We start from the raw sequence: 25,363 nt of genomic DNA on the forward strand, positions 1-25,363 counted from the left end.
CTTACTCCTGATTCACACGGTTAAGCTTGCCCACAGCGGCAGCCATCAATACTTCCTGGGTGGCCTGCTCGCGTGTGAATTCACCGCCGAGATGCCCTTCGTGCATCACTATGATGCGATCGCTCATGCCCAACACTTCCGGCATCTCGGAGGAGACCAGAATGATGCTCAGGCCGTCGGCTTTGAACTGGTTGATGAGCTGGTAGATCTCTTTCTTCGCCCCGACGTCGACGCCGCGGGTCGGTTCATCGAGGATCAGCACCTTCGGCCGGGTCATCAGCCCGCGGGCGATGGCGACCTTTTGCTGGTTGCCGCCGGAGAGCAGGCCGATCGCCTGCTCCATGGACGGCGTTTTCACGTTAAACAGGCGGATGAAATCACTCACCGCCTGCTGTTCATCTTTATGCTTAAGACTACCGCCCGCCCGGCTGAAATAGCGCAGCGCCGTCAGGGACATGTTTTCTTTTACCGACATCCCGAGAACCAGACCATCGCGCTTACGGTCTTCGGAGATATAGACAATGCCGTTCGCCAGACCATCCTGCGGCGAACGGGTCACCACTTCGCGGCCATCGAGCGTCACGGAACCGCTGCTGCGCGGCAGCGCGCCGTACAGCACTTTCATCAGTTCGGTCCGCCCGGCGCCCATCAGCCCGGCAACGCCGAGGATCTCCCCCTGGCGCAGGGTAAAGGTCACGTTATCCACCCCCGGGCCGCAGAGGTTGTCGACCTTCAGGCGCACCGCGCCGGGCGCCTTATCGAGGTGTGGATATTGGTCTTCCAGCTTACGGCCGACCATCATCTCGATAAGTCGGTCCTCATCCAGCGACGAGACCTCGCGCTCGGCGATAAACTGCCCGTCACGAAAGACCGTCACGTCGTCGCAAATCTCGAAGATCTCTTTCATACGGTGGGAGATATAGACGATACCGCGCCCCTGCGACTTCAGTTCGCGGATGACGCGGAACAGCGATTCGGTTTCGGTATCGGTCAGCGCATCGGTCGGTTCATCCATAATGATGACTTTCGATTCGAAGCTCAGCACTTTGGCGATCTCCACCATTTGCTGATCGCCAATCGATAGATCGCCCACCAGTTTCTGGCTGGTAAAGCGGAGATTCAGCTTTGCCAACAGCTTGTCGGCTTCGGCATACATCTGCTTCCAGTCGATTTTGCCAAAACGGTTAACGAACTCGCGGCCAAGGAAGATGTTCTCGGCGATCGTCAACTGAGGGATCAGGTTCAGTTCCTGATGGATAATGCCGATCCCGGCTTCCTGGGAGGATTTTGGGCCGTTAAAGGTCGTCTCTTTGCCTAACCACAGCAAAGAGCCGGCATCACGGGTGTAGATCCCGGTCAACACCTTCATCATAGTGGACTTGCCGGCGCCATTTTCCCCTACCAGCGCCATCACCCGGCCGGCATAGACATTCAGCGCCGCGCCGGAGAGCGCCTTGACGCCAGGGAACGCTTTGTCGATCCCTTTCAGTTGCAATAAGGCTTCCATGACGGCGACCTCAGAACGTGACGCCGGCACAGAGAATGATATTCGCAAACGGGGAACACTCCCCGCTGCGAATTACCGCCTGACTGTCTGCGGTTTGTTTTTTGAACTGCTCATGGCTGGTGTAACGAATTTCAATGGTATTTCCCTGGTGCTGCTGCAGCTGCTCGAGGTGAGTGAGCAACGTCGCGTGGAGCTGCGGATTATGGGTTTTAATCTCTTCCGCGATGACAGCCGCTTCAACCTGCATTTCCGTCGTCACCACTTCCAGCACCTGCATAAATGAAGGTACGCCCTGAGTCAGCGCCATATCAATGCGCGTGCTGCTGCGGGGAACCGGTAATCCGGCATCGCAGACCACCAGCGTATCGGTGTGGCCCAGGCGGGAAATGACCGCGGAAATATCAGCGTTAAGTACGGTGCCTTTTTTCATTTTTTCTCTTTTGCTCCACTAGCGAAACGTTTCGCTAAAATAATTATTATCAATGCGTGAGCAGAAAACCATCACCAGAAGAGAGAAATGTGATCGCCATCGAAACGTTTCGCGAGACAGCAACAGGACATAACAACCGGAGTGAGAAACAAAAAGCCCTTCGCAATGGAAGGGCTTTTTTGACATCAGATTTCGACCTGGGTACCGAGCTCGATAACCCGGTTTGGCGGGATCTCAAACTGATCCGGCGCCCGCAGGGCGTTACGCTGCAGCAGCAGATAAAGCTTGCCGCGCAGGCGCAGATACCATGGCCGTTTGCCGATAATCAGCGACTCATGCGACATAAAGAACGAGGTCTCCATCATCCGGCAGCTGAGTCCTTCCAGGCCACAGCGGTGGAACACCTCTTCAACGTTAGGCGTTTCCCGCCAGCCGTAGCTGGCCACCACCCGCCAGAAAGACGGTGACAGCTGCTCAATCTGCACCCGGCGAACGTTATGCACGTAAGGCGCATCTTCGGTACGCAGGGTCAGGAGGATCACTCGCTCATGCAGCACCTTGTTGTGCTTCAGGTTATGCAGCAGGGCAAACGGGATCACGTTCAGGGCGCGGGACATATACACCGCAGTACCCGGCACACGCACTGGCGGTGACTTCTCCAGCGAAGAGATCATCGCTTCCAGCGAGTTGCCATGCTCGTGCATCCGGCGCAGCAGGCGGAAACGCTCGCTCTTCCAGGTCGTCATCACCGTAAACATCACCATCCCCAGGGACAACGGTAGCCAGCCGCCGGAGACAATCTTATCGAGGTTCGCCGAGAACAGCGGAATATCAATGCACAGGAAGGCCACCAGCATCAGACCGACAAACAGCTTGTTCCAGTGCCAGTTTTTGCGTGCCACGGTCGCCGACAGAATGGAGGTCAGCACCATGGTGCCCGTTACGGCGATACCATACGCCGCCGCCAGGTTAGACGAATGCTCAAAGCTGACGATAACGATGACCACAGAAACGTACAGCAGCCAGTTAATGAACGGAATGTAAATCTGCCCGGACTCCATTTCCGAGGTATGGATAATGCGCATCGGCGACAGATAGCCCAGACGCACTGCCTGACGGGTCAGGGAGAAGACCCCGGAAATCACTGCCTGGGAGGCGATAACCGTCGCCAGCGTGGCGATAATCAGCATCGGGATCAGCGCCCACTCAGGCGCCAGCAGGAAGAACGGGTTTTTAATCGCTTCCGGGTGCTTCAGCAGCAGCGCGCCCTGGCCAAAATAGTTCAGCACCAACGAGGGCAGCACGACGGAGAACCAGGCGACGCGGATCGGCAGTTTGCCGAAGTGGCCCATATCGGCGTACAGCGCTTCCACCCCGGTAATCGACAGCACCACCGCGCCAAGCGCAATAAAGGAAACGGTCTTGTATTGCAGGAAGAAGTGCACAGCCCAGTAGGGGTTCAGCGCCTGCAGAACTTCCGGATTAGCGTAAATGCTTCGCGCGCCCAACACCGCCAGCAACAGGAACCAGATCAGCATAATCGGCGCAAACAGCTTGCCGACCATGCCAGTCCCGTGCTTCTGGATCACAAACAGCAGGGTGAGCACGATAATGGAGATAGGGACAATCCAGGTATCGAGCTGCGGGGCGATAATTTCTAACCCCTCTATCGCCGACATTACCGAAATCGCCGGGGTAATCACCACTTCGCCATAGAAGAAACTGCCGCCGATAAGGCCGAGGATCACCAGCACGGAGGTCATTCTGGCCGAAGTATTACGTCCGGCCAGCGACATCAGCGTTAAGATCCCGCCTTCCCCGGCGTTATCCGCCCGCATCACGAAGGTGATGTATTTAATCGATACGGTAAAGATTAACAGCCAGAAAATCAGCGACAAAAAGCCAAAAACGGCATCGCGCTCTACGCCAAAGCCAAACTGACCTGACAGGCATTCGCGCAGGGTATACAGTGGACTGGTACCGATATCGCCGTACACCACGCCGATGGCCGCCAGCGTTAACGCCGGCAACGATTGTTTATTATCAGTGCTCATAGACTAGTCTTTTCGTTTATAAAACAAATGTGTGCCTAGTCCCTTGGCCCACAAAAAGCGCACAGTATGCACGATTATTTGTGAAATCGTACCCCTAACAGACACCATATTAACCTGGCTCAAAAAAAATAAATCGATTCTTCAGGCTATTACCGCCCCGGCTCTAACATCTATACTCGTCCCAATAACGATACATGACAAAGCACGCAACTCAATTATGGCTCAAACACATTTACTGGCTGAAAGAATTTCCCGGCTCAGCGCGGCACTCGAAAAAGGACTCTTTGAACGCAGCCACGCGATACGCCTCTGCCTGCTGGCGGCGCTCAGCGGCGAGAGCGTTTTTTTGCTTGGTCCACCGGGGATCGCCAAAAGCCTGATTGCCCGCCGCCTCAAATTCGCCTTCCAGCAGGCGCGCGCTTTTGAATACCTGATGACCCGCTTCTCCACCCCGGAAGAGGTTTTTGGGCCACTGTCCATTCAGGCGCTGAAAGATGAAGGCCGTTACGAACGTTTAACCGCCGGCTACCTGCCGGAAGCGGAAATCGTGTTTCTCGATGAAATATGGAAAGCAGGTCCGGCTATCCTCAACACCCTACTGACGGCGATTAACGAACGTCACTTCCGCAATGGCGCGCATGAAGAGAAAATCCCAATGCGCCTGCTGGTGGCCGCGTCGAACGAACTCCCGGAAGCCGACAGCAGCCTGGAAGCGCTGTATGACCGAATGCTGATCCGTCTATGGCTTGATAAAGTGCAGGATAAAGGTAATTTCCGTTCGATGCTGGTCAGCCAGCAGGATGAAAACAGCAATCCAGTGCCCAGCGCGCTGCAGGTGAGCGACGAGGAATTTACCCAATGGCAGCAGCAGATCGGCAATATTAAACTGCCGGACGCGGTGTTTGAGCTGATATTCCAGCTCCGCCAGCAGCTGGACGCCCTGCCAAATGCCCCCTACGTCTCGGATCGCCGCTGGAAAAAGGCTATTCGCCTACTGCAGGCCAGCGCCTTCTTCAGCGGCCGCGACAGCATCGCGCCGATTGACCTAATCCTGCTGAAAGATTGTCTGTGGCACAACGTCGAAAGTATGAACCTTATGTCGCAGCAGCTGGAAACGCTCATGACCTGTCACGCCTGGCAACAGCAGGCGATGCTGACGCGGTTGGGGGCGATTGTGCAGCGACGCATTCAGATCCAACAACAGCAAAGCGACAAAACGGCGCTGAAGGTCACCCGCCTTGGCGGGATGTTTAGCCGCAAACCGCACTATGAACTGCCGGCGGAGATCCAGGGGACCACCCTGACGCTGCTGCTGCAGCAGCCGCTCAAACTTCACGATATGGAAGTGATCCACATTACTTTTGAACGCGAGGCGTTAGCCAACTGGCTGGAAAAGGGCGGCGAGATCCGCGGTAAGCTCAACGGGATCGGCTTTGCTCAACTACTCAATATGGATGTCGACACCAGCCAGCATCTGGTCGTCCGCGATGTGAGCCTGCAGGGCTCACGCCTCGCGCTGCCCGGCAGCGCAGCGCAGGAGAATATGCCGGCGGAAATTCGCCAGCAGCTGGAAGCGCTGGATGATGAGTGGCACCAGCAACACAACCGCTTCAGCGAGCAGCAAAAGTGCCTGTTTATCCCGGTCGAATGGCTGGGAAGAATCGAAGCCAGCCTGCAGGACGTCGGCGCGCAGATTAAACAGGCGAAGCAGCCATGACGCTCGATATGCTGAATGTCATGCTGGCAGTCAGCGAAGAGGGAATGATCGAGGAGATGCTGCTGGCGCTGTTGGCCTCTCCTCAGCTGGCGGTGTTCTTTGAAAAATTTCCCCGCCTGAAAAACATCATCGCGGCGGATATTCCGCGCTGGCGGGAAGCCGTTCGCGCCCGCTTAAAAGAAGTTAACATCCCGCCGGATCTGGACGCCGAAGTGCAAACCTATCAGCAGGCTCAGCTGCTCTCTACCTCGCAGTTTATCGTCCAGCTCCCGCAAATTCTCGGCAAACTGCACCAGCTCCAGTCCCCTTTTGCCGCCCAGGCGCAGAAGCTGGTGGATGACAATGCCACCTTTACCCCGGCGCTGCATACGCTGTTTTTACAGCGCTGGCGCCTGAGCCTGGTGGTGCAAGCCACCAGCCTTAACCAGCAGCTGCTGGACGAGGAGCGCGACCAGTTGCTCAGTGAGGTCCAGGAACGAATGACGCTCAGCGGTCAGCTCGATCCGGTGCTGGCGGAAAATGATACCGCCGCCGGACGCCTGTGGGATATGAGCGCCGGCGAACTCAAACGAGGCGACTACCAGCTGATCGTGCGCTATGGCGATTTTCTTAACCAGCAACCGGAGCTGCTGCAGCTGGCGGAACAGCTGGGGCGTTCAAGGGAAGCGAAATCCGTGCCGAAGAAAGATGCGCCGATGGAAACCTTCCGCAGCCTGGTACGCGAGCCGGCAACGGTGCCTGAACAGGTCGACGGCCTCCAGCAGAGCGACGACATTCTACGCCTGCTGCCGCCGGAGCTGGCGACGCTTGGCATCACGGAGCTGGAGTTTGAATTTTATCGCAAGCTGGTGGAGAAACAGCTGCTCACCTACCGGCTACACGGCGATGCCTGGCGCGAGAAAATTACCGAACGCCCGGTAACGCGGCAGGATTTTGATGAGCAACCGCGCGGGCCGTTCATTGTCTGCGTCGATACGTCAGGATCGATGGGCGGTTTTAACGAACAGTGCGCTAAGGCCTTTTGTCTGGCCCTGATGCGCATCGCGCTGGCCGATAACCGTCGCTGCTTCATTATGCTGTTTTCCAGCGAAGTGGTGCATTACGAGTTGACCAGCGAGAGCGGACTGGAGCAGGCGATCCGTTTCCTGAGCCAGCGTTTTCGCGGCGGCACCGATCTGGCCAGCTGTTTTCGCGCCATTATTGAACGTTTGCAAAACCCGCAGTGGGTGGATGCGGATGCCGTGGTGATCTCCGACTTTATTGCCCAACGGTTGCCGGATGAGGTGATTGCTCAAGTGGGGGAGTTACAGCGTAAGCATCAGCACCGTTTTCACGCGGTGGCGATGTCGGTTCACGGCAAACCCGGCATCATGCGCATCTTCGATCATATCTGGCGCTTTGACACCGGGCTGCGTAGCCGCCTGCTGCGACGCTGGCGGCGCTAATCGTTACAGCAGCGCGGAAACGCTTTCGCGAACCTGCGCTGGCCATACGCCGCACTGCACCTGACCAATATGGTCAAGCTGCAGCAACAGCATCGTCAAACGAGACTGGCCAATGCCGCCGCCGATAGTCTGCGGCATCTCGCCGCGCAGCAGCGCCTGGTGCCACTCCAGTTTCAGGCGATCTTCATCGCCGGTCAGCGCCAGCTGGCGCTTTAGCGCCTCGGCGTCAACGCGGATCCCCATCGAGGAGATCTCGAACGCATCCTCCAGCACCGGGTTCCACACCAGGATATCGCCGTTCAGGCCGGCAAAACCTTCAGAAACCTCAGTACTCCAGTCATCATAATCCGGCGCACGCACGTCGTGGCGCTTGCCATCAGCTAGTTTGCCGCCGATACCAATTAAGAAGACGGCGCCCAGCTCTTTGGCAATAGCCCGCTCACGACCTTTGGCATCAAGCTCCGGATAGCGGCTCAGCAGCTCCTGGCTGTGAACAAAATGGATCTGTTCCGGCAGGAATGGCGTCAGGCCAAACTCCTGGCTGACCGCCAGCTCGGTGGCTTTGATCCCGGCGTAGATCGCCTCGACGGTTGCCTTCAGGGTGCCGACGTGACGCTCTTCATCCCCCATCACGCGCTCCCAGTCCCACTGGTCAACATAGACGGAATGGATAGGCGTCAGACGGTCTTCATCGGGGCGAAGGGCTTTCATGTGCGTGTACAGCCCTTCGCCCGCGCTGAAGTCGTGTTGTCCCAGGGTTTGACGCTTCCACTTCGCCAGCGAATGAACCACTTCGAACTGGGCGTCGGGCAGTGTTTTCACTTTTACCTGAACCGCTTTCTCGCAGCCGGACAAGTTATCCTGCGTCCCATCGCCCACGCGGCTTAAGATTGGCGCCTGGACTTCAATCAGGCCAAGCTTCTCTTCCAGCTGACGGGAAAAGTGGGATTTAACGAAACTGATCTGGCGTTGTTTTGCGATATATGCGGTTTTCATTTTTATGACTCCTGCGTCCTGTTGCCATTGATTAAGCAACAAAACAGGGCGGCAATACAATAATCAATCAATAAAAAGGCGCATCAACTTTTAATTCATTAAAATATGGCGCTAAAATAGTAAGAACCCTCAAACTTCATAAGAAAAAGATATGGAAAATTATCAGATCGACAATCTGGACCGCGGCATTCTTGATGCGCTGATGGCCAACGCCCGTACCGCCTATGCCGAACTGGCCAAACAGTTCAGCGTCAGCCCGGGCACCATTCACGTGCGCGTCGAAAAGATGAAGCAGGCGGGTATCATTACCGGCGCGCGCATTGACGTCAGCCCCAAGCAGCTGGGCTACGACGTCGGTTGCTTCATCGGCATTATTTTAAAAAGCGCCAAAGACTATCCCTCCGCCCTCGCCCGCCTGGAAAGTCTGGAGGAGGTCACCGAGGCTTACTACACCACCGGCCACTACAGCATCTTTATTAAGGTGATGTGTAAATCCATCGATGCTCTGCAGCAGGTACTTATCAACAAGATCCAAACAATCGATGAAATTCAGTCCACTGAAACTCTGATCGTGCTGCAGAACCCGATCATGCGCACCATCAAGCCCTGATCGCTTTTTTTAATCCCACATTTTTCCACAGGTAGATCCCAGCTCGCTCACAGCGTACAATACGCCACTCTGAACAGTTGAGCGGGCGATCGGCGATCTATGGCAGACATTACACTTATCAGCGGCAGCACCCTGGGCAGTGCGGAATATGTAGCAGAGCATCTGGCGGAAAAGCTGGAAGAAGCCGGCTATAGCACTGAAATCCAGCACGGTCCGCTGGTGGACGATCTGCAGGCGCAAGGGATCTGGTTAATTATCTCTTCCACCCATGGCGCCGGCGACATTCCCGACAACCTGGTTCCCTTCTATGACGCGCTGCAGGAGAAGCAGGCCGATCTTTCCGCCGTGCGCTTTGGCGCTATAGGGATCGGCAGCCGCGAATACGACACCTTTTGCGGCGCGATCGATAAATTAGAAGCGGCGCTGAAGGCCTGCGGGGCAAAACAGATAGGTGAGACGCTGAAGATCAACGTCCTTGAACACGAAATTCCGGAGGATCCAGCGGAAATCTGGCTGGGATCCTGGAAAAATTTGCTCTGATAATTGTAAAGATCGTCCGATCTTCTGTGGATAACCATGCTTAAAAGCTTGGATCAACCGGTAGTTATCCAAAGAATAACCGTAGTATGGTTTTTGAGCTGTGCATAACCCTTCATTCTGATCCCAGCTTATACGGACCAGGATCACCGATCATTCACAGATAGTGATCCTTCTTAAGCTTTTGATCTTACTTCGCGGATCCGACTTATCCACAAAGAGAGTCGATCCTAATAAGAGATCACAATAGAACAGATCTCTATATAAAGATCTTCTTTTTAATACTCAGGATCCCGGAGTCTTTCTCGAAAGACGAAAGTTGAGTAGAATCCACGGCCCGGGCTTCAATCCATTTTCATACCGCTTTATGCGAGGCAGACCACCATGTTTTATCAGGATCCTTTTGACGTCATTATCATTGGCGGGGGTCATGCAGGCACTGAGGCCGCAATGGCCGCAGCGCGTATGGGTCAACAAACCCTGCTTTTGACACACAATATCGACACGCTGGGGCAAATGAGCTGCAACCCGGCGATTGGCGGCATTGGGAAAGGACACCTGGTAAAAGAAGTGGATGCGCTCGGCGGTTTGATGGCCAAAGCGATCGATCAGGCTGGCATTCAGTTTAGGATACTAAACGCCAGCAAAGGACCGGCAGTGCGCGCCACCCGCGCCCAGGCTGACCGCGTGCTTTATCGTCAGGCAGTACGTACCGCGCTGGAGAACCAGCCGAACCTGATGATCTTCCAGCAGGCGGTTGAAGATCTGATTGTCGAAAACGATCGCGTCGTGGGCGCCGTCACCCAGATGGGCCTCAAATTCCGCGCTAAAGCGGTAGTGCTGACCGTCGGGACCTTCCTTGACGGCAAAATTCATATTGGTCTGGACAACTACAGCGGCGGCCGCGCCGGCGATCCGCCGTCTATCCCGCTGTCTCGTCGTCTGCGTGAATTGCCTCTGCGCGTAAGTCGTCTGAAAACCGGTACTCCGCCGCGTATTGACGCGCGCACCATCGATTTCAGCGTGCTGGCGCAGCAGCATGGCGATAACCCGATGCCGGTCTTCTCGTTCATGGGATCCGCGGATCAGCATCCGCGCCAGGTACCGTGCTATATCACCCACACTAACGAGAAAACCCACGATGTGATCCGCAATAACCTCGATCGCAGTCCTATGTACGCCGGAGTGATCGAAGGGATCGGACCTCGCTATTGCCCGTCGATCGAAGACAAAGTCATGCGCTTTGCCGATCGCAACCAGCATCAGATCTTCCTCGAGCCGGAAGGACTGACCTCAAACGAAATTTATCCGAACGGTATATCCACCAGCCTGCCCTTTGATGTGCAAATGCAAATCGTCCGCTCGATGCAGGGGATGGAGAATGCGCGGATCGTCCGTCCAGGCTACGCTATTGAGTACGATTTCTTCGACCCGCGCGATCTGAAGCCAACGCTTGAGAGCAAATTTATTCAGGGTCTGTTCTTCGCCGGCCAAATCAACGGTACCACCGGTTATGAAGAGGCGGCGGCTCAGGGGCTGCTGGCCGGACTTAACGCCGCCCGCTTCTCTGCGGAAAAAGAGGGCTGGGCGCCGCGTCGCGATCAGGCTTACCTCGGCGTGCTGGTAGATGACCTCTGCACCCTGGGTACCAAAGAACCGTACCGCATGTTTACTTCCCGCGCTGAATATCGTCTGATGCTGCGCGAAGACAACGCCGATTTGCGTTTGACCGAACAGGGGCGCGAGCTGGGTCTGGTGGATGACGAACGCTGGGCGCGCTACAACGAGAAGCTGGAAAGCATCGAACGTGAACGCCAGCGTCTGAAATCCACCTGGGTGAATCCGCAGGCAGAGAGCGCCAACGAAGTGAACGCTCACCTGACCGCGCCGTTGTCGCGTGAAGCCAGCGGCGAAGATCTGCTGCGTCGTCCGGAAATGACCTACGAACAGCTGGTTCAACTCTCGCCATTCACCCCGGGACTGGAAGATCGTCAGGCGGCTGAACAGGTAGAGATCCAGGTGAAGTATGAGGGCTATATCGCGCGCCAGCAGGATGAGATTGAGAAACAACAGCGCAATGAGAATACCTTGCTGCCAGCGACCCTCGACTACCGCCAGGTCACTGGGCTGTCTAACGAGGTGATTGCCAAACTGAACGACCATAAACCGTCGTCGATAGGGCAGGCGTCACGTATCTCCGGGATCACCCCGGCGGCGATCTCTATTTTGCTGGTTTGGCTGAAAAAGCAGGGGATGCTGCGCCGCAGCGCCTGATTGCGGCTGCCTGCCGCGCTGATTTCCCAGTTGCATAATCAGCGTTCGCCTTTATCATTCATAGCCCGGTAAGCGTTAGCGCCTCCGGGCTCATTATTTTTTGAAGGTACTTACCGTGCTCAACAAACTTTCTCGTCTGCTGGATGAAGCGGGTATTTCGCTCACCGATCACCAGAAAAATCAGCTGGTGGCTTACGTCGGACTGCTCGATAAGTGGAACAAAGCCTATAACCTGACCTCCGTTCGCGATCCGAATGAGATGCTGGTGCGTCATATTCTCGACAGCATCATCGTGGCGCCTTATCTGCAGGGCTCGCGCTTTATCGATGTTGGTACGGGCCCGGGGTTGCCGGGGATCCCGTTGGCCATCGTATGTCCGGAGTCACATTTCACCCTGCTGGACAGCCTTGGCAAGCGCGTGCGCTTCCTGCGTCAGGTGCAGCACGAGCTGAAGCTGGATAACGTCACCCCGGTGCAGAGCCGCGTGGAAGCCTTCCCGGCCGAGCCGCCGTTTGATGGCGTGATAAGCCGCGCTTTCGCATCGCTTAATGATATGGTGAGCTGGTGCCATCATCTGCCGGCAGCGAATGGTCACTTCTATGCGCTCAAAGGGTTAGCGCAAAAAGAAGAAATGGAAAGTCTGCCGGAGGGGTATGACATTGTCGAGGTGATTGAGCTGCATGTTCCTCGGTTGGAAGGGGAGCGGCACCTGGTGGTGATTAAGCCAAAATCGAGTTAATTTTTATCAAAAAATGTGGAAAAAATGTGGCCCGCGCATGTTACAAAAATAAAGGACGTCCCCCGATATTAACGGGCTGCATTTAACCTTGTTTTTACTATGGCTTTTCTTGCAGTTAACTTAGCGTAAGTGATTCACTGACAAAATAGTCAACTTTGAAAATATCAGGGTGCTAAAAATCGACAATGATGAACAGCATAGTGATGTTAAATTTTTATTATAAATGTCAATAAAAGGTTTTTATTGTATGTGAGGTTGTTTTAGATAATGTCCTCACTTTTTATCTTGAATATCAAAAGCATGAAAAATAGTGTTTTATGTCCTTGATTCATTAAAGGGCGCTTGAAATGTTTATTATGTGATCTGATGCACGCTTTAATTGCCGTGTTTCCTCGTTATTTGCAGTTTTGTATGACCGCTCACAGAACGCTGAAATGCACGGAAAGTTGTCCGTTGGAAAATAATTAAACATTTATTCACTATTTTGCTACTTATTGTTTGAAATCACGGGGCGTCACCGTATAATTTGTCCGCTTTTTGATGCTTGACTCTTCGTCTTAAAGGACGTTTTATACGACACGCGACATACCTCAAAGGGAGCAGGAGTAAAAACGTGATGTCAGTGTCGCTCTTGAGTCGAAACGTTGCTCGCAAGCTTCTGTTTATTCAGTTACTGGCAGTAATGGCAAGTGGACTGCTGTTCAGCCTCAAAGACCCCTTCTGGGGCATTTCCGCTGTATGCGGCGGTTTGGCAGTGGTCTTGCCAAATCTGATGTTTATAATTTTTGCCTGGCGTCATCAGGCGCATACACCAGCAAAAGGCCGTGTGGCCTGGACCTTCGCCTTCGGTGAAGCCTTCAAGGTGTTGCTGACCTTCGCCCTTCTGGCGGTGGCGCTGGCCGTTTTAAAAGTGGTATTTTTGCCACTGATCGTGACGTGGGTTTTGGTGCTGGTGGTACAAGTTCTGGCGCCAGCTGTAATTAACAACAAAGGGTAAAGGCATCATGGCTTCAGAAAATATGACGCCGCAGGATTACATAGGACACCATCTGAACAACCTTCAGTTGGACCTGCGTACATTCTCGCTGGTGGATCCGCACAACCACACAGCCACCTTCTGGACGCTCAACATTGACTCCATGTTCTTCTCGGTGGTTCTCGGTCTGCTGTTCCTTGCCATGTTCCGTAGCGTTGCTAAGAAAGCGACCAGCGGCGTACCAGGGAAATTCCAAACCTTCATCGAAATGATCATCGGCTTCGTCCATGGCAGCGTCAAAGACATGTACCATGGCAAGAGCAAGGTTATCGCGCCGCTGGCGCTGACCGTGTTCGTCTGGGTCTTCCTGATGAACCTGATGGACCTGCTGCCAATCGACCTGCTTCCTTATATCGGCGAACACATTTTCGGCCTGCCAGCACTGCGCGTGGTTCCGTCTGCCGACGTGAACATCACCCTGTCGATGGCGCTTGGCGTGTTCATCCTGATTATTTTCTACAGCATCAAAATGAAAGGCGTTGGTGGGTTCGTTAAAGAACTGACCATGCAGCCGTTCAATCACTGGGCGTTCATTCCTGTCAACTTAATCCTTGAAGGGGTAAGCCTGCTGTCCAAACCGGTCTCTCTCGGTCTGCGACTGTTCGGCAACATGTATGCCGGTGAGCTGATTTTCATTCTGATTGCTGGTCTGTTGCCGTGGTGGTCACAGTGGGTTCTGAATGTGCCTTGGGCCATTTTCCACATCCTGATTATTACGCTGCAAGCCTTCATCTTCATGGTTCTGACGATTGTCTATCTGTCGATGGCATCTGAAGAGCATTGATTTTTTACCAACACTACTACGTTTTAACTGAAACAAACTGGAGACTGTCATGGAAAACCTGAATATGGATCTGCTGTACATGGCTGCCGCTGTGATGATGGGTCTGGCGGCAATCGGTGCTGCGATCGGTATCGGCATCCTCGGAGGTAAATTCCTGGAAGGCGCAGCGCGTCAGCCGGATCTGATCCCTCTGCTGCGTACTCAGTTCTTTATCGTTATGGGTCTGGTGGATGCTATCCCGATGATCGCTGTAGGTCTGGGTCTGTACGTGATGTTCGCCGTCGCGTAGTAAGTTGTTAGAAACCTAAGCCACAGAGTTAATTAAAGAGGTATTGTGCTGTGAACATGAACGCAACAATCCTCGGCCAGGCCATCGCGTTTGTTATCTTCGTATGGTTCTGCATGAAATACGTATGGCCGCCTTTAATGGCTGCCATCGAAAAACGCCAGAAAGAGATTTCTGACGGTTTAGCTTCTGCAGAACGCGCTAAGAAAGATTTGGACCTTGCACAGGCCAACGCGACCGACCAGCTGAAAAAAGCGAAAGCGGAAGCCCAGGTAATCATTGAGCAGGCGAACAAGCGCCGCTCTCAGATTCTGGACGAAGCTAAAGCTGAAGCAGAACAGGAACGCACCAAAATCGTTGCACAAGCGCAGGCTGAAATTGATGCTGAGCGTAAACGTGCACGCGAGGAGCTGCGTAAGCAGGTCGCTATCCTGGCTGTTGCTGGCGCCGAGAAGATCATCGAACGTTCCGTGGATGAAGCTGCTAACAGCGACATCGTGGATAAACTTGTCGCTGAACTGTAAGGAGGGAGGGGCTGATGTCTGAATTTGTAACGGTAGCTCGCCCCTACGCCAAAGCAGCTTTTGACTTTGCCGTCGAACACAACAGTGTTGAACGCTGGCAGGATATGCTGGCGTTTGCCGCCGAAGTGACCAAAAACGACCAAATGGCAGAGCTTCTCTCCGGTGCTTTGGCGCCGGAAACGCTCTCAGAAGCGTTTATCGCTATCTGCGGCGAGCAACTCGACGAAAATGGCCAGAACCTGATTAAGGTGATGGCGGAAAATAATCGTCTGAAGGTGCTCCCGGACGTTCTTGAGCAATTCATTCACCTGCGCGCGGCCAGTGAGGCCATCGCAGAGGTAGAAGTAATATCTGCCAACCAACTGAGTGATGAACAGCTTGCCAGGATCGTCAGCGCGATGGAAAAACGTCTGTCACGCAAAGTTAAGCTGAATTGCAAAATCGATAAGTCTGTTATGGCAGGTATTATCATCCGTGCGGGTGATATGGTCATTGATGGCAGCGTACGCGGCCGTCTTGAGCGCCTTGCAGACGTCTTGCAGTCTTAAGGGGACTGGAGCATGCAACTGAATTCCACCGAAATCAGCGAACTGATCAAGCAGCGCATTGCTCAGTTCAATGTTGTGAGTGAAGCTCATAACGAAGGTACTATTGTTTCTGTAAGTGACGGTGTTATCCGCATCCACGGCCTTGCCGAATGTATGCAGGGCGAGATGATCTCCCTGCCGGGTAACCGTTACGCTATCGCACTGAACCTGGAGCGCGACTCCGTAGGTGCGGTGGTAATGGGTCCGTACGCTGACCTCGCCGAAGGCATGAAGGTGAAATGTACTGGCCGTATCCTGGAAGTTCCGGTAGGCCGTGGCCTGCTGGGCCGCGTGGTTAACACCCTGGGCGCGCCAATTGATGGTAAAGGTCCGCTGGAAAACGACGGTTTCTCCGCCGTTGAAGCGATCGCGCCGGGCGTAATCGAACGTCAGTCCGTCGATCAGCCGGTACAGACCGGTTACAAATCCGTTGACGCCATGATCCCAATCGGTCGTGGTCAGCGTGAACTGATCATCGGCGACCGTCAGACCGGTAAAACTGCGCTGGCTATCGATGCCATCATCAACCAGCGTGATTCCGGCATCAAGTGCGTCTATGTCGCTATCGGTCAGAAAGCGTCCACCATCTCTAACGTGGTGCGTAAACTGGAAGAGCACGGCGCGCTGGCTAACACCATCGTAGTGGTAGCGACTGCATCTGAATCTGCTGCACTGCAATACCTGGCGCCATACGCTGGTTGCGCAATGGGCGAATACTTCCGCGACCGCGGTGAAGATGCGCTGATCGTTTACGATGATCTGTCTAAACAGGCTGTTGCTTATCGCCAGATCTCCCTGCTGCTCCGTCGTCCGCCTGGACGTGAAGCGTTCCCGGGCGACGTATTCTACCTCCACTCTCGTCTGCTGGAGCGTGCTGCGCGTGTTAACGCCGAATATGTTGAAGCCTTCACCAAAGGTGAAGTGAAAGGGAAAACCGGTTCTCTGACCGCGCTGCCTATTATCGAAACGCAGGCGGGTGACGTTTCCGCATTCGTTCCGACCAACGTAATCTCTATTACCGATGGTCAGATCTTCCTGGAAACCAACCTGTTTAACGCCGGTATTCGTCCTGCGGTTAACCCGGGTATCTCCGTATCCCGTGTTGGTGGTGCAGCGCAGACCAAGATCATGAAGAAACTGTCCGGTGGTATCCGTACCGCGCTGGCGCAGTATCGTGAACTGGCGGCGTTCTCCCAGTTTGCATCCGACCTTGACGATGCAACCCGCAAACAGCTGGACCACGGTCAGAAAGTGACCGAGCTGCTGAAACAGAAACAGTATGCGCCTCTGTCCGTCGCGCAGCAGTCTCTGGTTCTGTTCGCAGCAGAACGTGGTTACCTGGCTGATGTAGAACTGGCGAAAATCGGTAGCTTCGAAGCCGCTCTGCTGGCTTACGTCGACCGTGATCACGCTCCGCTGATGCAAGAGATTAACCAGTCCGGTGGCTATAACGACGAAATCGAAGGCAAGCTGAAAGGCATCCTCGATTCCTTCAAAGCAACCCAGTCCTGGTAACGTCTGGCGGTCTGTCTTAGGGCAGGCCGCAAGGCATTGAGGAGAAGCTCATGGCCGGCGCAAAAGAGATACGTAGTAAGATCGCAAGCGTCCAGAACACGCAAAAGATCACTAAAGCGATGGAGATGGTCGCCGCTTCCAAAATGCGTAAATCGCAGGAGCGCATGGCGGCCAGCCGTCCTTACGCAGATACTATGCGCAAAGTGATTGGTCACCTTGCGAACGGTAATCTGGAATATAAGCACCCTTACCTGGAAGAACGCGACGTTAAGCGCGTGGGCTACCTGGTGGTGTCGACCGACCGTGGTCTGTGCGGCGGCTTGAACATTAACCTGTTCAAGAAACTGCTGGCGGAAATGAAAGCATGGTCCGATAAAGGCGTTCAGTGCGACCTCGCAATGATCGGCTCTAAGGGCGTTTCTTTCTTTAACTCCGTGGGCGGCAACGTGGTTGCACAGGTGACCGGTATGGGGGATAACCCATCCCTGTCCGAACTGATCGGCCCGGTAAAAGTGATGTTGCAGGCCTATGATGAAGGCCGTCTGGACAAGCTGTACGTTGTCAGCAACAAATTTATTAACACCATGTCTCAGGTTCCGACGATCACTCAGCTGCTGCCGTTACCGGCATCAGAAGATGCTGATCTGAAACGTAAATCCTGGGATTACCTGTATGAGCCCGATCCGAAAGCGCTGCTGGATACCCTCCTGCGCCGCTACGTCGAATCTCAGGTTTATCAGGGCGTGGTTGAAAACCTGGCCAGCGAGCAGGCCGCCCGTATGGTGGCGATGAAAGCCGCGACCGATAATGGCGGCAGCCTGATTAAAGAGCTGCAGTTGGTATACAACAAAGCTCGTCAGGCCAGCATTACTCAGGAACTCACCGAGATCGTCTCGGGGGCCGCCGCGGTTTAACCAGGTTATTTCGTAGAGGATTTAAGATGGCTACTGGAAAGATTGTCCAGGTAATCGGCGCCGTGGTCGACGTCGAGTTCCCTCAGGATGCCGTACCACGCGTGTACGAAGCCCTTGAGGTACAGAATGGTAATGAAGTTCTGGTGCTGGAAGTTCAGCAGCAGCTGGGCGGCGGTATCGTACGTACCATCGCCATGGGTTCTTCTGATGGTCTGCGCCGCGGTCTGGATGTAAAAGACCTCGAGCACCCGATCGAAGTCCCGGTAGGTAAAGCAACGCTGGGTCGTATCATGAACGTACTGGGTCAACCGGTTGACATGAAAGGCGACATCGGCGAAGAAGAGCGTTGGGCTATCCACCGCGCGGCACCGTCCTATGAAGAGCTGTCCAGCTCTCAGGAACTGCTGGAAACCGGCATCAAAGTTATCGACCTGATGTGTCCGTTCGCCAAGGGCGGTAAAGTTGGTCTGTTCGGCGGTGCGGGTGTAGGTAAAACTGTAAACATGATGGAGCTGATCCGTAACATCGCGATCGAGCACTCCGGTTACTCTGTGTTTGCGGGCGTAGGTGAGCGTACTCGTGAGGGTAACGACTTCTACCACGAAATGACCGACTCCAACGTTATCGATAAAGTATCCCTGGTGTACGGCCAGATGAACGAGCCGCCGGGAAACCGTCTGCGCGTTGCGCTGACCGGCCTGACCATGGCTGAGAAATTCCGTGACGAAGGTCGTGACGTACTGCTGTTCGTCGATAACATCTATCGTTACACCCTGGCCGGTACTGAAGTATCCGCGCTGCTGGGTCGTATGCCTTCAGCGGTAGGTTATCAGCCGACCCTGGCGGAAGAGATGGGCGTTCTGCAGGAACGTATCACCTCCACCAAAACCGGTTCTATCACCTCCGTACAGGCGGTATACGTACCGGCGGATGACTTAACTGACCCATCCCCAGCCACTACCTTTGCTCACTTAGATGCAACCGTAGTACTGAGCCGTCAGATCGCATCCCTGGGTATCTACCCGGCCGTTGACCCGCTGGATTCCACCAGCCGTCAGCTGGATCCGCTGGTTGTTGGTCAGGAACACTACGACACCGCGCGTGGCGTTCAGTCCATCCTGCAGCGTTATCAGGAACTGAAAGACATTATCGCCATCCTCGGTATGGACGAACTGTCTGAAGAAGACAAACTGGTGGTAGCTCGCGCGCGTAAGATCCAGCGCTTCCTGTCCCAGCCGTTCTTCGTGGCAGAAGTCTTTACCGGTTCTCCGGGCAAATACGTGGCGCTGAAAGACACCATCCGTGGCTTTAAAGGCATCATGGAAGGCGAATACGATCACCTGCCAGAGCAGGCGTTCTACATGGTCGGTTCCATCGACGAAGCCGTGGAAAAAGCCAAAAAACTTTAACGCCTTAATCGGAGGGTGATATGGCAATGACTTACCACCTGGACGTCGTCAGCGCAGAGCAACAAATGTTCTCTGGTCTGGTCGAAAAAATCCAGGTAACGGGTAGCGAAGGTGAACTGGGTATTTACCCGGGCCACGCGCCGCTGCTCACCGCCATTAAGCCTGGTATGATTCGCATCGTTAAACAGCACGGTCATGAAGAGTTTATCTATCTGTCCGGCGGCATTCTTGAAGTGCAGCCTGGCAGCGTGACCGTCCTGGCGGATACCGCAATTCGCGGTCAGGACCTCGACGAAGCGCGAGCGCTGGAAGCGAAACGCAAAGCGGAAGAGCACATTAAGAGCTCTCACGGCGATGTGGATTACGCTCAGGCGTCTGCGGAACTGGCCAAAGCGATCGCTAAACTGCGCGTTATCGAGTTGACCAAAAAAGCGATGTAACACCGGCTTGAACGTAAAAAGCCAGTCTGGGTTCCAGGCTGGCTTTTTTTATTGCCCGCTGCTGACGAGCGGATGAAGTGAAAACAGTATTCACCCTTAATTGTTATTGATTAGTTAAATGATGAGGCGTAAACTCTTTTTATGTGATGTATATCACAAAAAAAAGCGTTATAAACTGCACCTGCGTCAGGAAATCATCATGAAACTGTTCCATAAAATCATCGCTAAATTTAGCGTCCTGAGCTTCTAAGCTCCGCGCTATCTCGCCCGCTGACACGGCGTATCGCCCATCAAAACGACAACACTGGCGATGAGAAACCGGGAAAAGAAGGTCACCTGATAGGTGGCCTTTCGTTTTTTATGGATAGCATCAATCACTTTACCGCCCTCCCCCGCCAGCGACTGGCGAATATTTATCCAGGTTCTTCCCGCTGTGGGGGCTGATAAACGCCTGCCGCTGCGGCTTTATTCAGGTGGCGAAAAAACAGCAAAAGCAGTGAGATAGTTAATGATTCTCCACCCCGCCCTCCTTTTTCAGCGTTAAACTGATTTGCAGTGGTTAAAAATAGCGTCATAAAATGGGGTAAAACAGTGAGCCTGGACGTTTTCTCCACGTCTCGTTTTATGATGAAAAATATGTAGAAATTTCAACGTGAAAGGCTTTTACTTTTCGTTCTAACTACCGTCAGGATGAGTATGTCAAATAGTGCGATGAGCGTGGTTATCCTTGCTGCAGGCAAAGGGACCCGCATGTATTCCGATCTTCCTAAGGTGCTGCATACCCTGGCCGGGAAGCCAATGGTGCAGCATGTCATTGATGCCGCTAACGATTTAGGCGCATGTGCGGTACACCTGGTATACGGCCACGGCGGCGATCTGCTGCGTCAGACTCTGCATGAAGACAACCTGAACTGGGTGCTGCAGGCCGAGCAGCTCGGAACCGGGCACGCTATGCAGCAGGCGGCGCCATTCTTCAATGATGATGAAGACATCCTGATGCTCTATGGCGACGTGCCGCTGATCTCCGTTGAGACGCTACAGCGCCTGCGCGCCGCGAAACCACAGGGTGGGATTGGTCTGTTAACGGTGAAGCTGGATGACCCAACCGGCTATGGCCGCATTACCCGTGAAAATGGCCAGGTGACGGGCATCGTTGAGCACAAAGATGCCAGCGAGGCCCAGCGCCAGATCCAGGAAATCAACACCGGGATCCTGATCGCCGGCGGAGCGGATCTAAAGCGCTGGCTGGCGAAACTCACCAATAACAACGCTCAGGGCGAATACTACATCACCGATATCATCGCCATGGCGCACCAGGAAGGACACCAGATCGTCGCAGTGCATCCGCAGCGCCTGAGCGAAGTCGAAGGCGTCAACAACCGCCTGCAGCTTGCGCGCCTGGAGCGCGTCTACCAGGCGGAGCAGGCGGAAAAGCTGCTGCTGGCGGGCGTGATGCTGCGCGATCCGGCGCGTTTCGATCTGCGCGGTACGCTGCAGCACGGGCGCGATGTAGAGATCGATACTAACGTTATTCTGGAAGGCAACGTGGTGCTGGGCGATCGAGTGAAAATCGGCGCCGGCTGCGTGATCAAAAACAGCACCATCGGCGATGACTGCGAAATTAGCCCCTACAGCGTGGTGGAAGATGCCCAGCTGCAGGCGGCCTGCACCATCGGTCCATTTGCCCGTCTGCGCCCGGGCGCCGAACTGCTGGCAGGCGCCCACGTTGGTAACTTCGTGGAAATGAAAAAAGCGCGTCTCGGGAAAGGCTCCAAGGCGGGTCATCTGACCTATCTGGGCGATGCGGAGATTGGCGATAACGTCAATATCGGCGCGGGCACCATCACCTGCAACTACGATGGTGCGAACAAGCATAAAACGATTATTGGCGATGATGTCTTTGTCGGCTCGGATACCCAGCTGGTGGCCCCGGTCACGGTAGGCAATGGCGTTACTATCGCCGCCGGCACCACCGTTACGCGCAATATCGCCGATAACGAGCTGGTGTTGAGCCGCGTACCGCAGGTCCACAAACAGGGCTGGCAGCGTCCGGTGAAGAAGAAATAATTTGGATTATCGCCGGGGAAATTTTCCCGGCGAACCAGGATGAGAGGGTCAACATAGATCCCCGTCCGCAGGCAGTACCATAACAATAACCCCACTCTCTACAAGGCTCGGGGCGCCCGGAAAACGGGCAAATACAGGTCAGCGACAACGCATGGCATATCGCCATTATCAGGAAATTTAACTATGTGTGGAATTGTTGGCGCAGTCGCGCAGCGTGATATTGCTGAAATCCTTCTCGAAGGTTTACGTCGTCTGGAATACCGTGGCTATGACTCTGCCGGTCTGGCAGTGGTCGACAGCGAAGGTCATATGACCCGCGTGCGTCGCCTGGGTAAAGTTCAGATGCTGGCTCAGGCGGTAGAAGAGCAACCGTTACACGGTGGTACCGGGATCGCCCATACTCGTTGGGCGACGCACGGCGAACCGTCTGAGAGCAATGCGCATCCGCATGTTTCTGAACACATTGTGGTGGTCCATAACGGGATCATCGAAAACCATGAGCCGCTGCGCGCCCTGCTGCAGTCTCGCGGCTATGTCTTCGTCACTGAGACCGATACCGAAGTTATTGCCCATCTGGTGCACTGGGAGCTGGAACAAGGCGGTACCTTGCGTGAAGCCGTCCTGCGCGCTATCCCGCAGCTGCGCGGCGCTTACGGTACGGTGATCATGGATACCCGTGACCCGGGAACTCTGCTGGCGGCCCGCTCCGGTAGCCCGCTGGTAATTGGCCTGGGGATGGGTGAAAACTTTATCGCTTCCGACCAGCTGGCATTGCTGCCGGTTACCCGCCGCTTCATCTTCCTCGAAGAAGGCGATATCGCGGAAGTGACTCGCCGTTCGGTGGTGATTTTTGATAAGTCCGCTGCGCAAGTGAAGCGCCAGGAGATCGAATCCAATCTGCAGTATGACGCTGGCGATAAAGGTATCTACCGCCACTATATGCAGAAAGAGATTTTCGAGCAGCCGAACGCGATTAAGAACACCCTGACCGGGCGCATCAGCCATAGCGAAGTGGATCTCAGCGAGCTGGGGCCGAACGCCAATGAAATGCTGGCTCAGGTTGAACATATTCAGATTGTTGCCTGCGGGACTTCCTATAACTCCGGGATGGTCTCCCGTTACTGGTTCGAAGCATTAGCCGGCGTCCCATGCGATGTAGAAATCGCCTCCGAATTCCGCTATCGCAAGTCCGCAGTGCGTCGCAATAGCCTGATGATCACCCTCTCCCAGTCGGGTGAAACCGCCGATACCCTGGCGGCGCTGCGTCTGTCGAAAGAGCTGGGCTATCTCGGCTCGCTGGCCATCTGCAACGTGCCGGGCTCGTCGCTGGTGCGCGAGTCCGATCTGGCGCTGATGACCAAAGCCGGAACGGAAATCGGCGTGGCCTCGACCAAAGCCTTTACCACTCAGCTAACCGTGCTGTTGATGCTGGTGGCGAAACTGGCGCGACTGAAAGGTCAGGATGCGTCTATCGAGCATGATATCGTGCACGGCCTTCAGGCTCTGCCGAACCGTATCGAGCAGATGCTCTCCCAGGACAAGCGTATTGAGCAGCTGGCAGAGCGCTTCTCTGATAAGCACCATGCGCTGTTCCTTGGCCGTGGCGATCAGTATCCGATCGCTATGGAAGGGGCGCTGAAGCTGAAAGAGATCTCCTACATTCACGCGGAAGCCTATGCGGCGGGCGAGCTTAAGCACGGCCCACTGGCGCTGATTGATGCGGAAATGCCGGTGATCGTGGTGGCGCCGAACAACGAACTGCTGGAAAAACTGAAATCCAACATCGAAGAGGTTCGTGCCCGCGGCGGTGAACTATACGTCTTCGCCGACGGTGAAGCCGGCTTCAACGGTAGCGATAACATGCACATCATTGAGATGCCGCATGTGGAAGAGACCATCGCCCCTATCTTCTATACGGTTCCGCTGCAGCTGTTGGCTTATCACGTCGCGCTGATCAAAGGCACTGACGTTGACCAGCCGCGTAACCTGGCGAAATCGGTAACGGTTGAGTAAAGCATCCTATCCTGCAAAGGGCTGCCGACGGCGGCCCTTTTTATTTGCACCTGCTGTTTTCCATCGATTACGTGCGCAATATTTTGGCTGGCGGTAGATGACAAACGATCGTTTTACGGTCCGATTTCGCCGTCATAAAAAGAAAATTATTTTGTCATTGCACGGTCATGATTAAAGATAACCATCTGAGTTATAAGCGTATTATTTGGCGTAAAATCCACTCTCCCGGCCTGTCATAAAACTGTCATAATTCGTACATTTTACTGTCACCTCTTTGACCTATTTTGCTCACCATAGCCTCGAAACAATGATTTACGAATCCCAGCAGGAGACATTATGAACGTTATGCGTACCACCGTCGCAACAGTTGTCGCCGCGACCTTATCGATGAGCGCTTTCTCTGCCTTCGCAGCAGCAAGCCTGACTGGCGCAGGCGCAACTTTCCCTGCGCCGGTGTATGCCAAATGGGCTGATACCTATCAGAAAGAAACCGGCAATAAAGTGAACTACCAGGGTATTGGTTCCTCTGGTGGCGTTAAGCAGATTATTGCCAACACCGTTGATTTCGGTGCTTCTGATGCTCCGCTGGCTGATGACAAACTGACCCAGGAAGGTCTGTTCCAGTTCCCCACTGTGATTGGCGGCGTGGTACTGGCGGTTAACCTGCCTGGCGTGAAATCCGGCGAGCTGGTGCTGGATGGCAAAACCCTCGGTGATATCTACCTGGGTAAAATTAAAAAATGGGATGACGAAGCGATCGCTAAGCTCAACCCGGGCCTGAAGCTGCCGTCGCAGAACATCGCCGTGGTCCGCCGCGCCGATGGTTCAGGTACCTCATTCGTTTTCACCAGCTACCTGTCCAAAGTGAATGAAGAGTGGAAATCGAAAATCGGCGCCGGCTCTACCGTAAACTGGCCAACCGGTCTGGGCGGTAAAGGCAACGATGGTATCGCCGCCTTTGTTCAGCGTCTGCCGGGCTCGATTGGTTACGTCGAATACGCTTACGCTAAGCAAAACAACCTGGCCTACACCAAACTGGTCTCTGCCGACGGCAAGCCGGTTAGCCCGACTGAAGACAACTTCGCTAACGCCGCAAAAGGCGTTGACTGGAGCAAGTCTTTCGCTCAGGACCTGACCAACCAGAAAGGCGAAAATGCATGGCCGATCACCTCAACCACCTTCATCCTGGTGCATAAGGCGACGAACAAGCCGGAACAGACCGCTGAAGTGCTGAAGTTCTTCGACTGGGCGTATAAAAACGGCGGGAAAGAAGCGAATGCGCTGGATTACGCGACGCTGCCGGAAAGCGTGGTAGAGCAGGTTCGCGCGGCATGGAAAACCAACGTCAAAGACAGCAGCGGTAAAGCGCTGTACTAACAGTAGATTTTTGACGAAGATGGCGGGGGCGTTCAGGCGCTGCCCGCCCTACGGTTCAGACTGTAGGCCCGGGAGCCAACGCCACCGGGCATTTATTCGAAC

22 protein-coding genes are annotated in these 25,363 nt (G+C 54.5%); 18 read left to right on the forward strand and 4 right to left on the reverse strand.

The window, feature by feature from the left end; translation table 11 throughout:
* Position 1: 1 nt before the first annotated feature.
* The 3 genes from rbsA to kup all read right to left on the reverse strand — a co-directional run bounded on the left by rbsA (position 2) and on the right by kup (position 3,991).
* The gene (gene rbsA / locus OHJ17_RS25260; RefSeq protein ID WP_002882529.1) at positions 2 to 1,507 is read right to left on the reverse strand and encodes a ribose ABC transporter ATP-binding protein RbsA; all 1,506 of its coding nucleotides are present in this window, start codon (positions 1,505 to 1,507) and stop codon (positions 2 to 4) included.
* Positions 1,508 to 1,517: 10 nt separating this feature from the next.
* Positions 1,518 to 1,937, reverse strand: coding sequence for a D-ribose pyranase (gene rbsD / locus OHJ17_RS25265; protein ID WP_002882527.1), 420 nt, complete (start codon positions 1,935 to 1,937; stop codon positions 1,518 to 1,520).
* 185 nt (positions 1,938 to 2,122) lie between these two features.
* Complete coding sequence (gene kup, locus OHJ17_RS25270) at positions 2,123 to 3,991, reverse strand: low affinity potassium transporter Kup (RefSeq protein ID WP_002882520.1); 1,869 nt, start codon at positions 3,989 to 3,991, stop codon at positions 2,123 to 2,125.
* A gap of 217 nt (positions 3,992 to 4,208) precedes the next feature.
* Between kup and ravA the strand changes: the two genes are divergently transcribed.
* Both ravA and viaA read left to right on the forward strand, forming a co-directional pair.
* Positions 4,209 to 5,708, forward strand: a complete 1,500-nt coding sequence (ravA, locus tag OHJ17_RS25275; RefSeq protein ID WP_004151555.1) for an ATPase RavA — start codon at positions 4,209 to 4,211, stop codon at positions 5,706 to 5,708.
* Positions 5,705 to 7,153, forward strand: coding sequence for an ATPase RavA stimulator ViaA (gene viaA, locus OHJ17_RS25280; RefSeq protein ID WP_002882517.1), 1,449 nt, complete (start codon positions 5,705 to 5,707; stop codon positions 7,151 to 7,153). Before ravA ends, viaA begins: the two co-directional genes overlap by 4 nt.
* A 3-nt stretch (positions 7,154 to 7,156) precedes the next feature.
* Here the strand turns inward: viaA and asnA are convergent, their stop codons facing one another.
* On the reverse strand, positions 7,157 to 8,149 hold the full coding sequence (asnA, locus tag OHJ17_RS25285; protein ID WP_002882514.1) for an aspartate--ammonia ligase: 993 nt from the start codon (positions 8,147 to 8,149) through the stop codon (positions 7,157 to 7,159).
* Between the two features lie 151 nt (positions 8,150 to 8,300).
* Here asnA and asnC point away from each other — a divergent pair, with 151 nt between their 5' ends.
* The 16 genes from asnC (at position 8,301) to pstS (ending at position 25,261) form a co-directional block, all read left to right on the forward strand.
* Positions 8,301 to 8,759, forward strand: coding sequence for a transcriptional regulator AsnC (gene asnC / locus OHJ17_RS25290; RefSeq protein WP_002882510.1), 459 nt, complete (start codon positions 8,301 to 8,303; stop codon positions 8,757 to 8,759).
* 99 nt (positions 8,760 to 8,858) lie between these two features.
* A complete protein-coding gene (gene mioC, locus OHJ17_RS25295) occupies positions 8,859 to 9,299 on the forward strand; it encodes an FMN-binding protein MioC (protein WP_004144988.1) in 441 nt (146 codons plus the stop codon).
* Between the two features lie 381 nt (positions 9,300 to 9,680).
* Entirely contained in the window at positions 9,681 to 11,570 is a 1,890-nt protein-coding gene (gene mnmG, locus OHJ17_RS25300) for a tRNA uridine-5-carboxymethylaminomethyl(34) synthesis enzyme MnmG (protein WP_004144989.1), read from the forward strand.
* Positions 11,571 to 11,685: 115 nt separating this feature from the next.
* Complete coding sequence (gene rsmG, locus OHJ17_RS25305) at positions 11,686 to 12,309, forward strand: 16S rRNA (guanine(527)-N(7))-methyltransferase RsmG (protein ID WP_004151554.1); 624 nt, start codon at positions 11,686 to 11,688, stop codon at positions 12,307 to 12,309.
* Between the two features lie 616 nt (positions 12,310 to 12,925).
* Complete coding sequence (gene atpI, locus OHJ17_RS25310) at positions 12,926 to 13,306, forward strand: F0F1 ATP synthase subunit I (protein WP_004144991.1); 381 nt, start codon at positions 12,926 to 12,928, stop codon at positions 13,304 to 13,306.
* A 7-nt stretch (positions 13,307 to 13,313) separates the two neighbouring features.
* Positions 13,314 to 14,129, forward strand: a complete 816-nt coding sequence (gene atpB, locus OHJ17_RS25315) for a F0F1 ATP synthase subunit A (RefSeq protein WP_004151552.1) — start codon at positions 13,314 to 13,316, stop codon at positions 14,127 to 14,129.
* A gap of 49 nt (positions 14,130 to 14,178) precedes the next feature.
* Complete coding sequence (gene atpE / locus OHJ17_RS25320; RefSeq protein ID WP_000429386.1) at positions 14,179 to 14,418, forward strand: F0F1 ATP synthase subunit C; 240 nt, start codon at positions 14,179 to 14,181, stop codon at positions 14,416 to 14,418.
* A gap of 50 nt (positions 14,419 to 14,468) precedes the next feature.
* Positions 14,469 to 14,939, forward strand: coding sequence for a F0F1 ATP synthase subunit B (atpF, locus tag OHJ17_RS25325; protein WP_004107293.1), 471 nt, complete (start codon positions 14,469 to 14,471; stop codon positions 14,937 to 14,939).
* Positions 14,940 to 14,953: 14 nt separating this feature from the next.
* On the forward strand, positions 14,954 to 15,487 hold the full coding sequence (gene atpH, locus OHJ17_RS25330; RefSeq protein WP_004144994.1) for a F0F1 ATP synthase subunit delta: 534 nt from the start codon (positions 14,954 to 14,956) through the stop codon (positions 15,485 to 15,487).
* A gap of 12 nt (positions 15,488 to 15,499) precedes the next feature.
* Positions 15,500 to 17,041, forward strand: a complete 1,542-nt coding sequence (gene atpA / locus OHJ17_RS25335; RefSeq protein ID WP_114505222.1) for a F0F1 ATP synthase subunit alpha — start codon at positions 15,500 to 15,502, stop codon at positions 17,039 to 17,041.
* 50 nt (positions 17,042 to 17,091) lie between these two features.
* Positions 17,092 to 17,955 carry a F0F1 ATP synthase subunit gamma gene (atpG, locus tag OHJ17_RS25340; protein WP_004144996.1) on the forward strand — a complete coding sequence of 288 codons (864 nt, stop codon included), beginning with the start codon at positions 17,092 to 17,094 and terminating at the stop codon, positions 17,953 to 17,955.
* Between the two features lie 26 nt (positions 17,956 to 17,981).
* The gene (gene atpD, locus OHJ17_RS25345) at positions 17,982 to 19,364 is read left to right on the forward strand and encodes a F0F1 ATP synthase subunit beta (protein WP_004144997.1); all 1,383 of its coding nucleotides are present in this window, start codon (positions 17,982 to 17,984) and stop codon (positions 19,362 to 19,364) included.
* Between the two features lie 20 nt (positions 19,365 to 19,384).
* Complete coding sequence (locus OHJ17_RS25350; protein ID WP_001251971.1) at positions 19,385 to 19,804, forward strand: F0F1 ATP synthase subunit epsilon; 420 nt, start codon at positions 19,385 to 19,387, stop codon at positions 19,802 to 19,804.
* 696 nt (positions 19,805 to 20,500) lie between these two features.
* Positions 20,501 to 21,871: a bifunctional UDP-N-acetylglucosamine diphosphorylase/glucosamine-1-phosphate N-acetyltransferase GlmU gene (gene glmU, locus OHJ17_RS25355; RefSeq protein WP_004151550.1), complete on the forward strand. Its 1,371-nt coding sequence runs from the start codon at positions 20,501 to 20,503 to the stop codon at positions 21,869 to 21,871.
* Between the two features lie 183 nt (positions 21,872 to 22,054).
* On the forward strand, positions 22,055 to 23,884 hold the full coding sequence (gene glmS, locus OHJ17_RS25360; RefSeq protein WP_032413141.1) for a glutamine--fructose-6-phosphate transaminase (isomerizing): 1,830 nt from the start codon (positions 22,055 to 22,057) through the stop codon (positions 23,882 to 23,884).
* 336 nt (positions 23,885 to 24,220) lie between these two features.
* Positions 24,221 to 25,261: a phosphate ABC transporter substrate-binding protein PstS gene (pstS, locus tag OHJ17_RS25365; protein WP_004150308.1), complete on the forward strand. Its 1,041-nt coding sequence runs from the start codon at positions 24,221 to 24,223 to the stop codon at positions 25,259 to 25,261.
* The last annotated feature ends 102 nt before the right edge of the window (positions 25,262 to 25,363 follow it).

This window comes from Klebsiella sp. KP20-425-1, assembly GCF_025813515.1.
GTDB lineage: Bacteria > Pseudomonadota > Gammaproteobacteria > Enterobacterales > Enterobacteriaceae > Klebsiella > Klebsiella pneumoniae.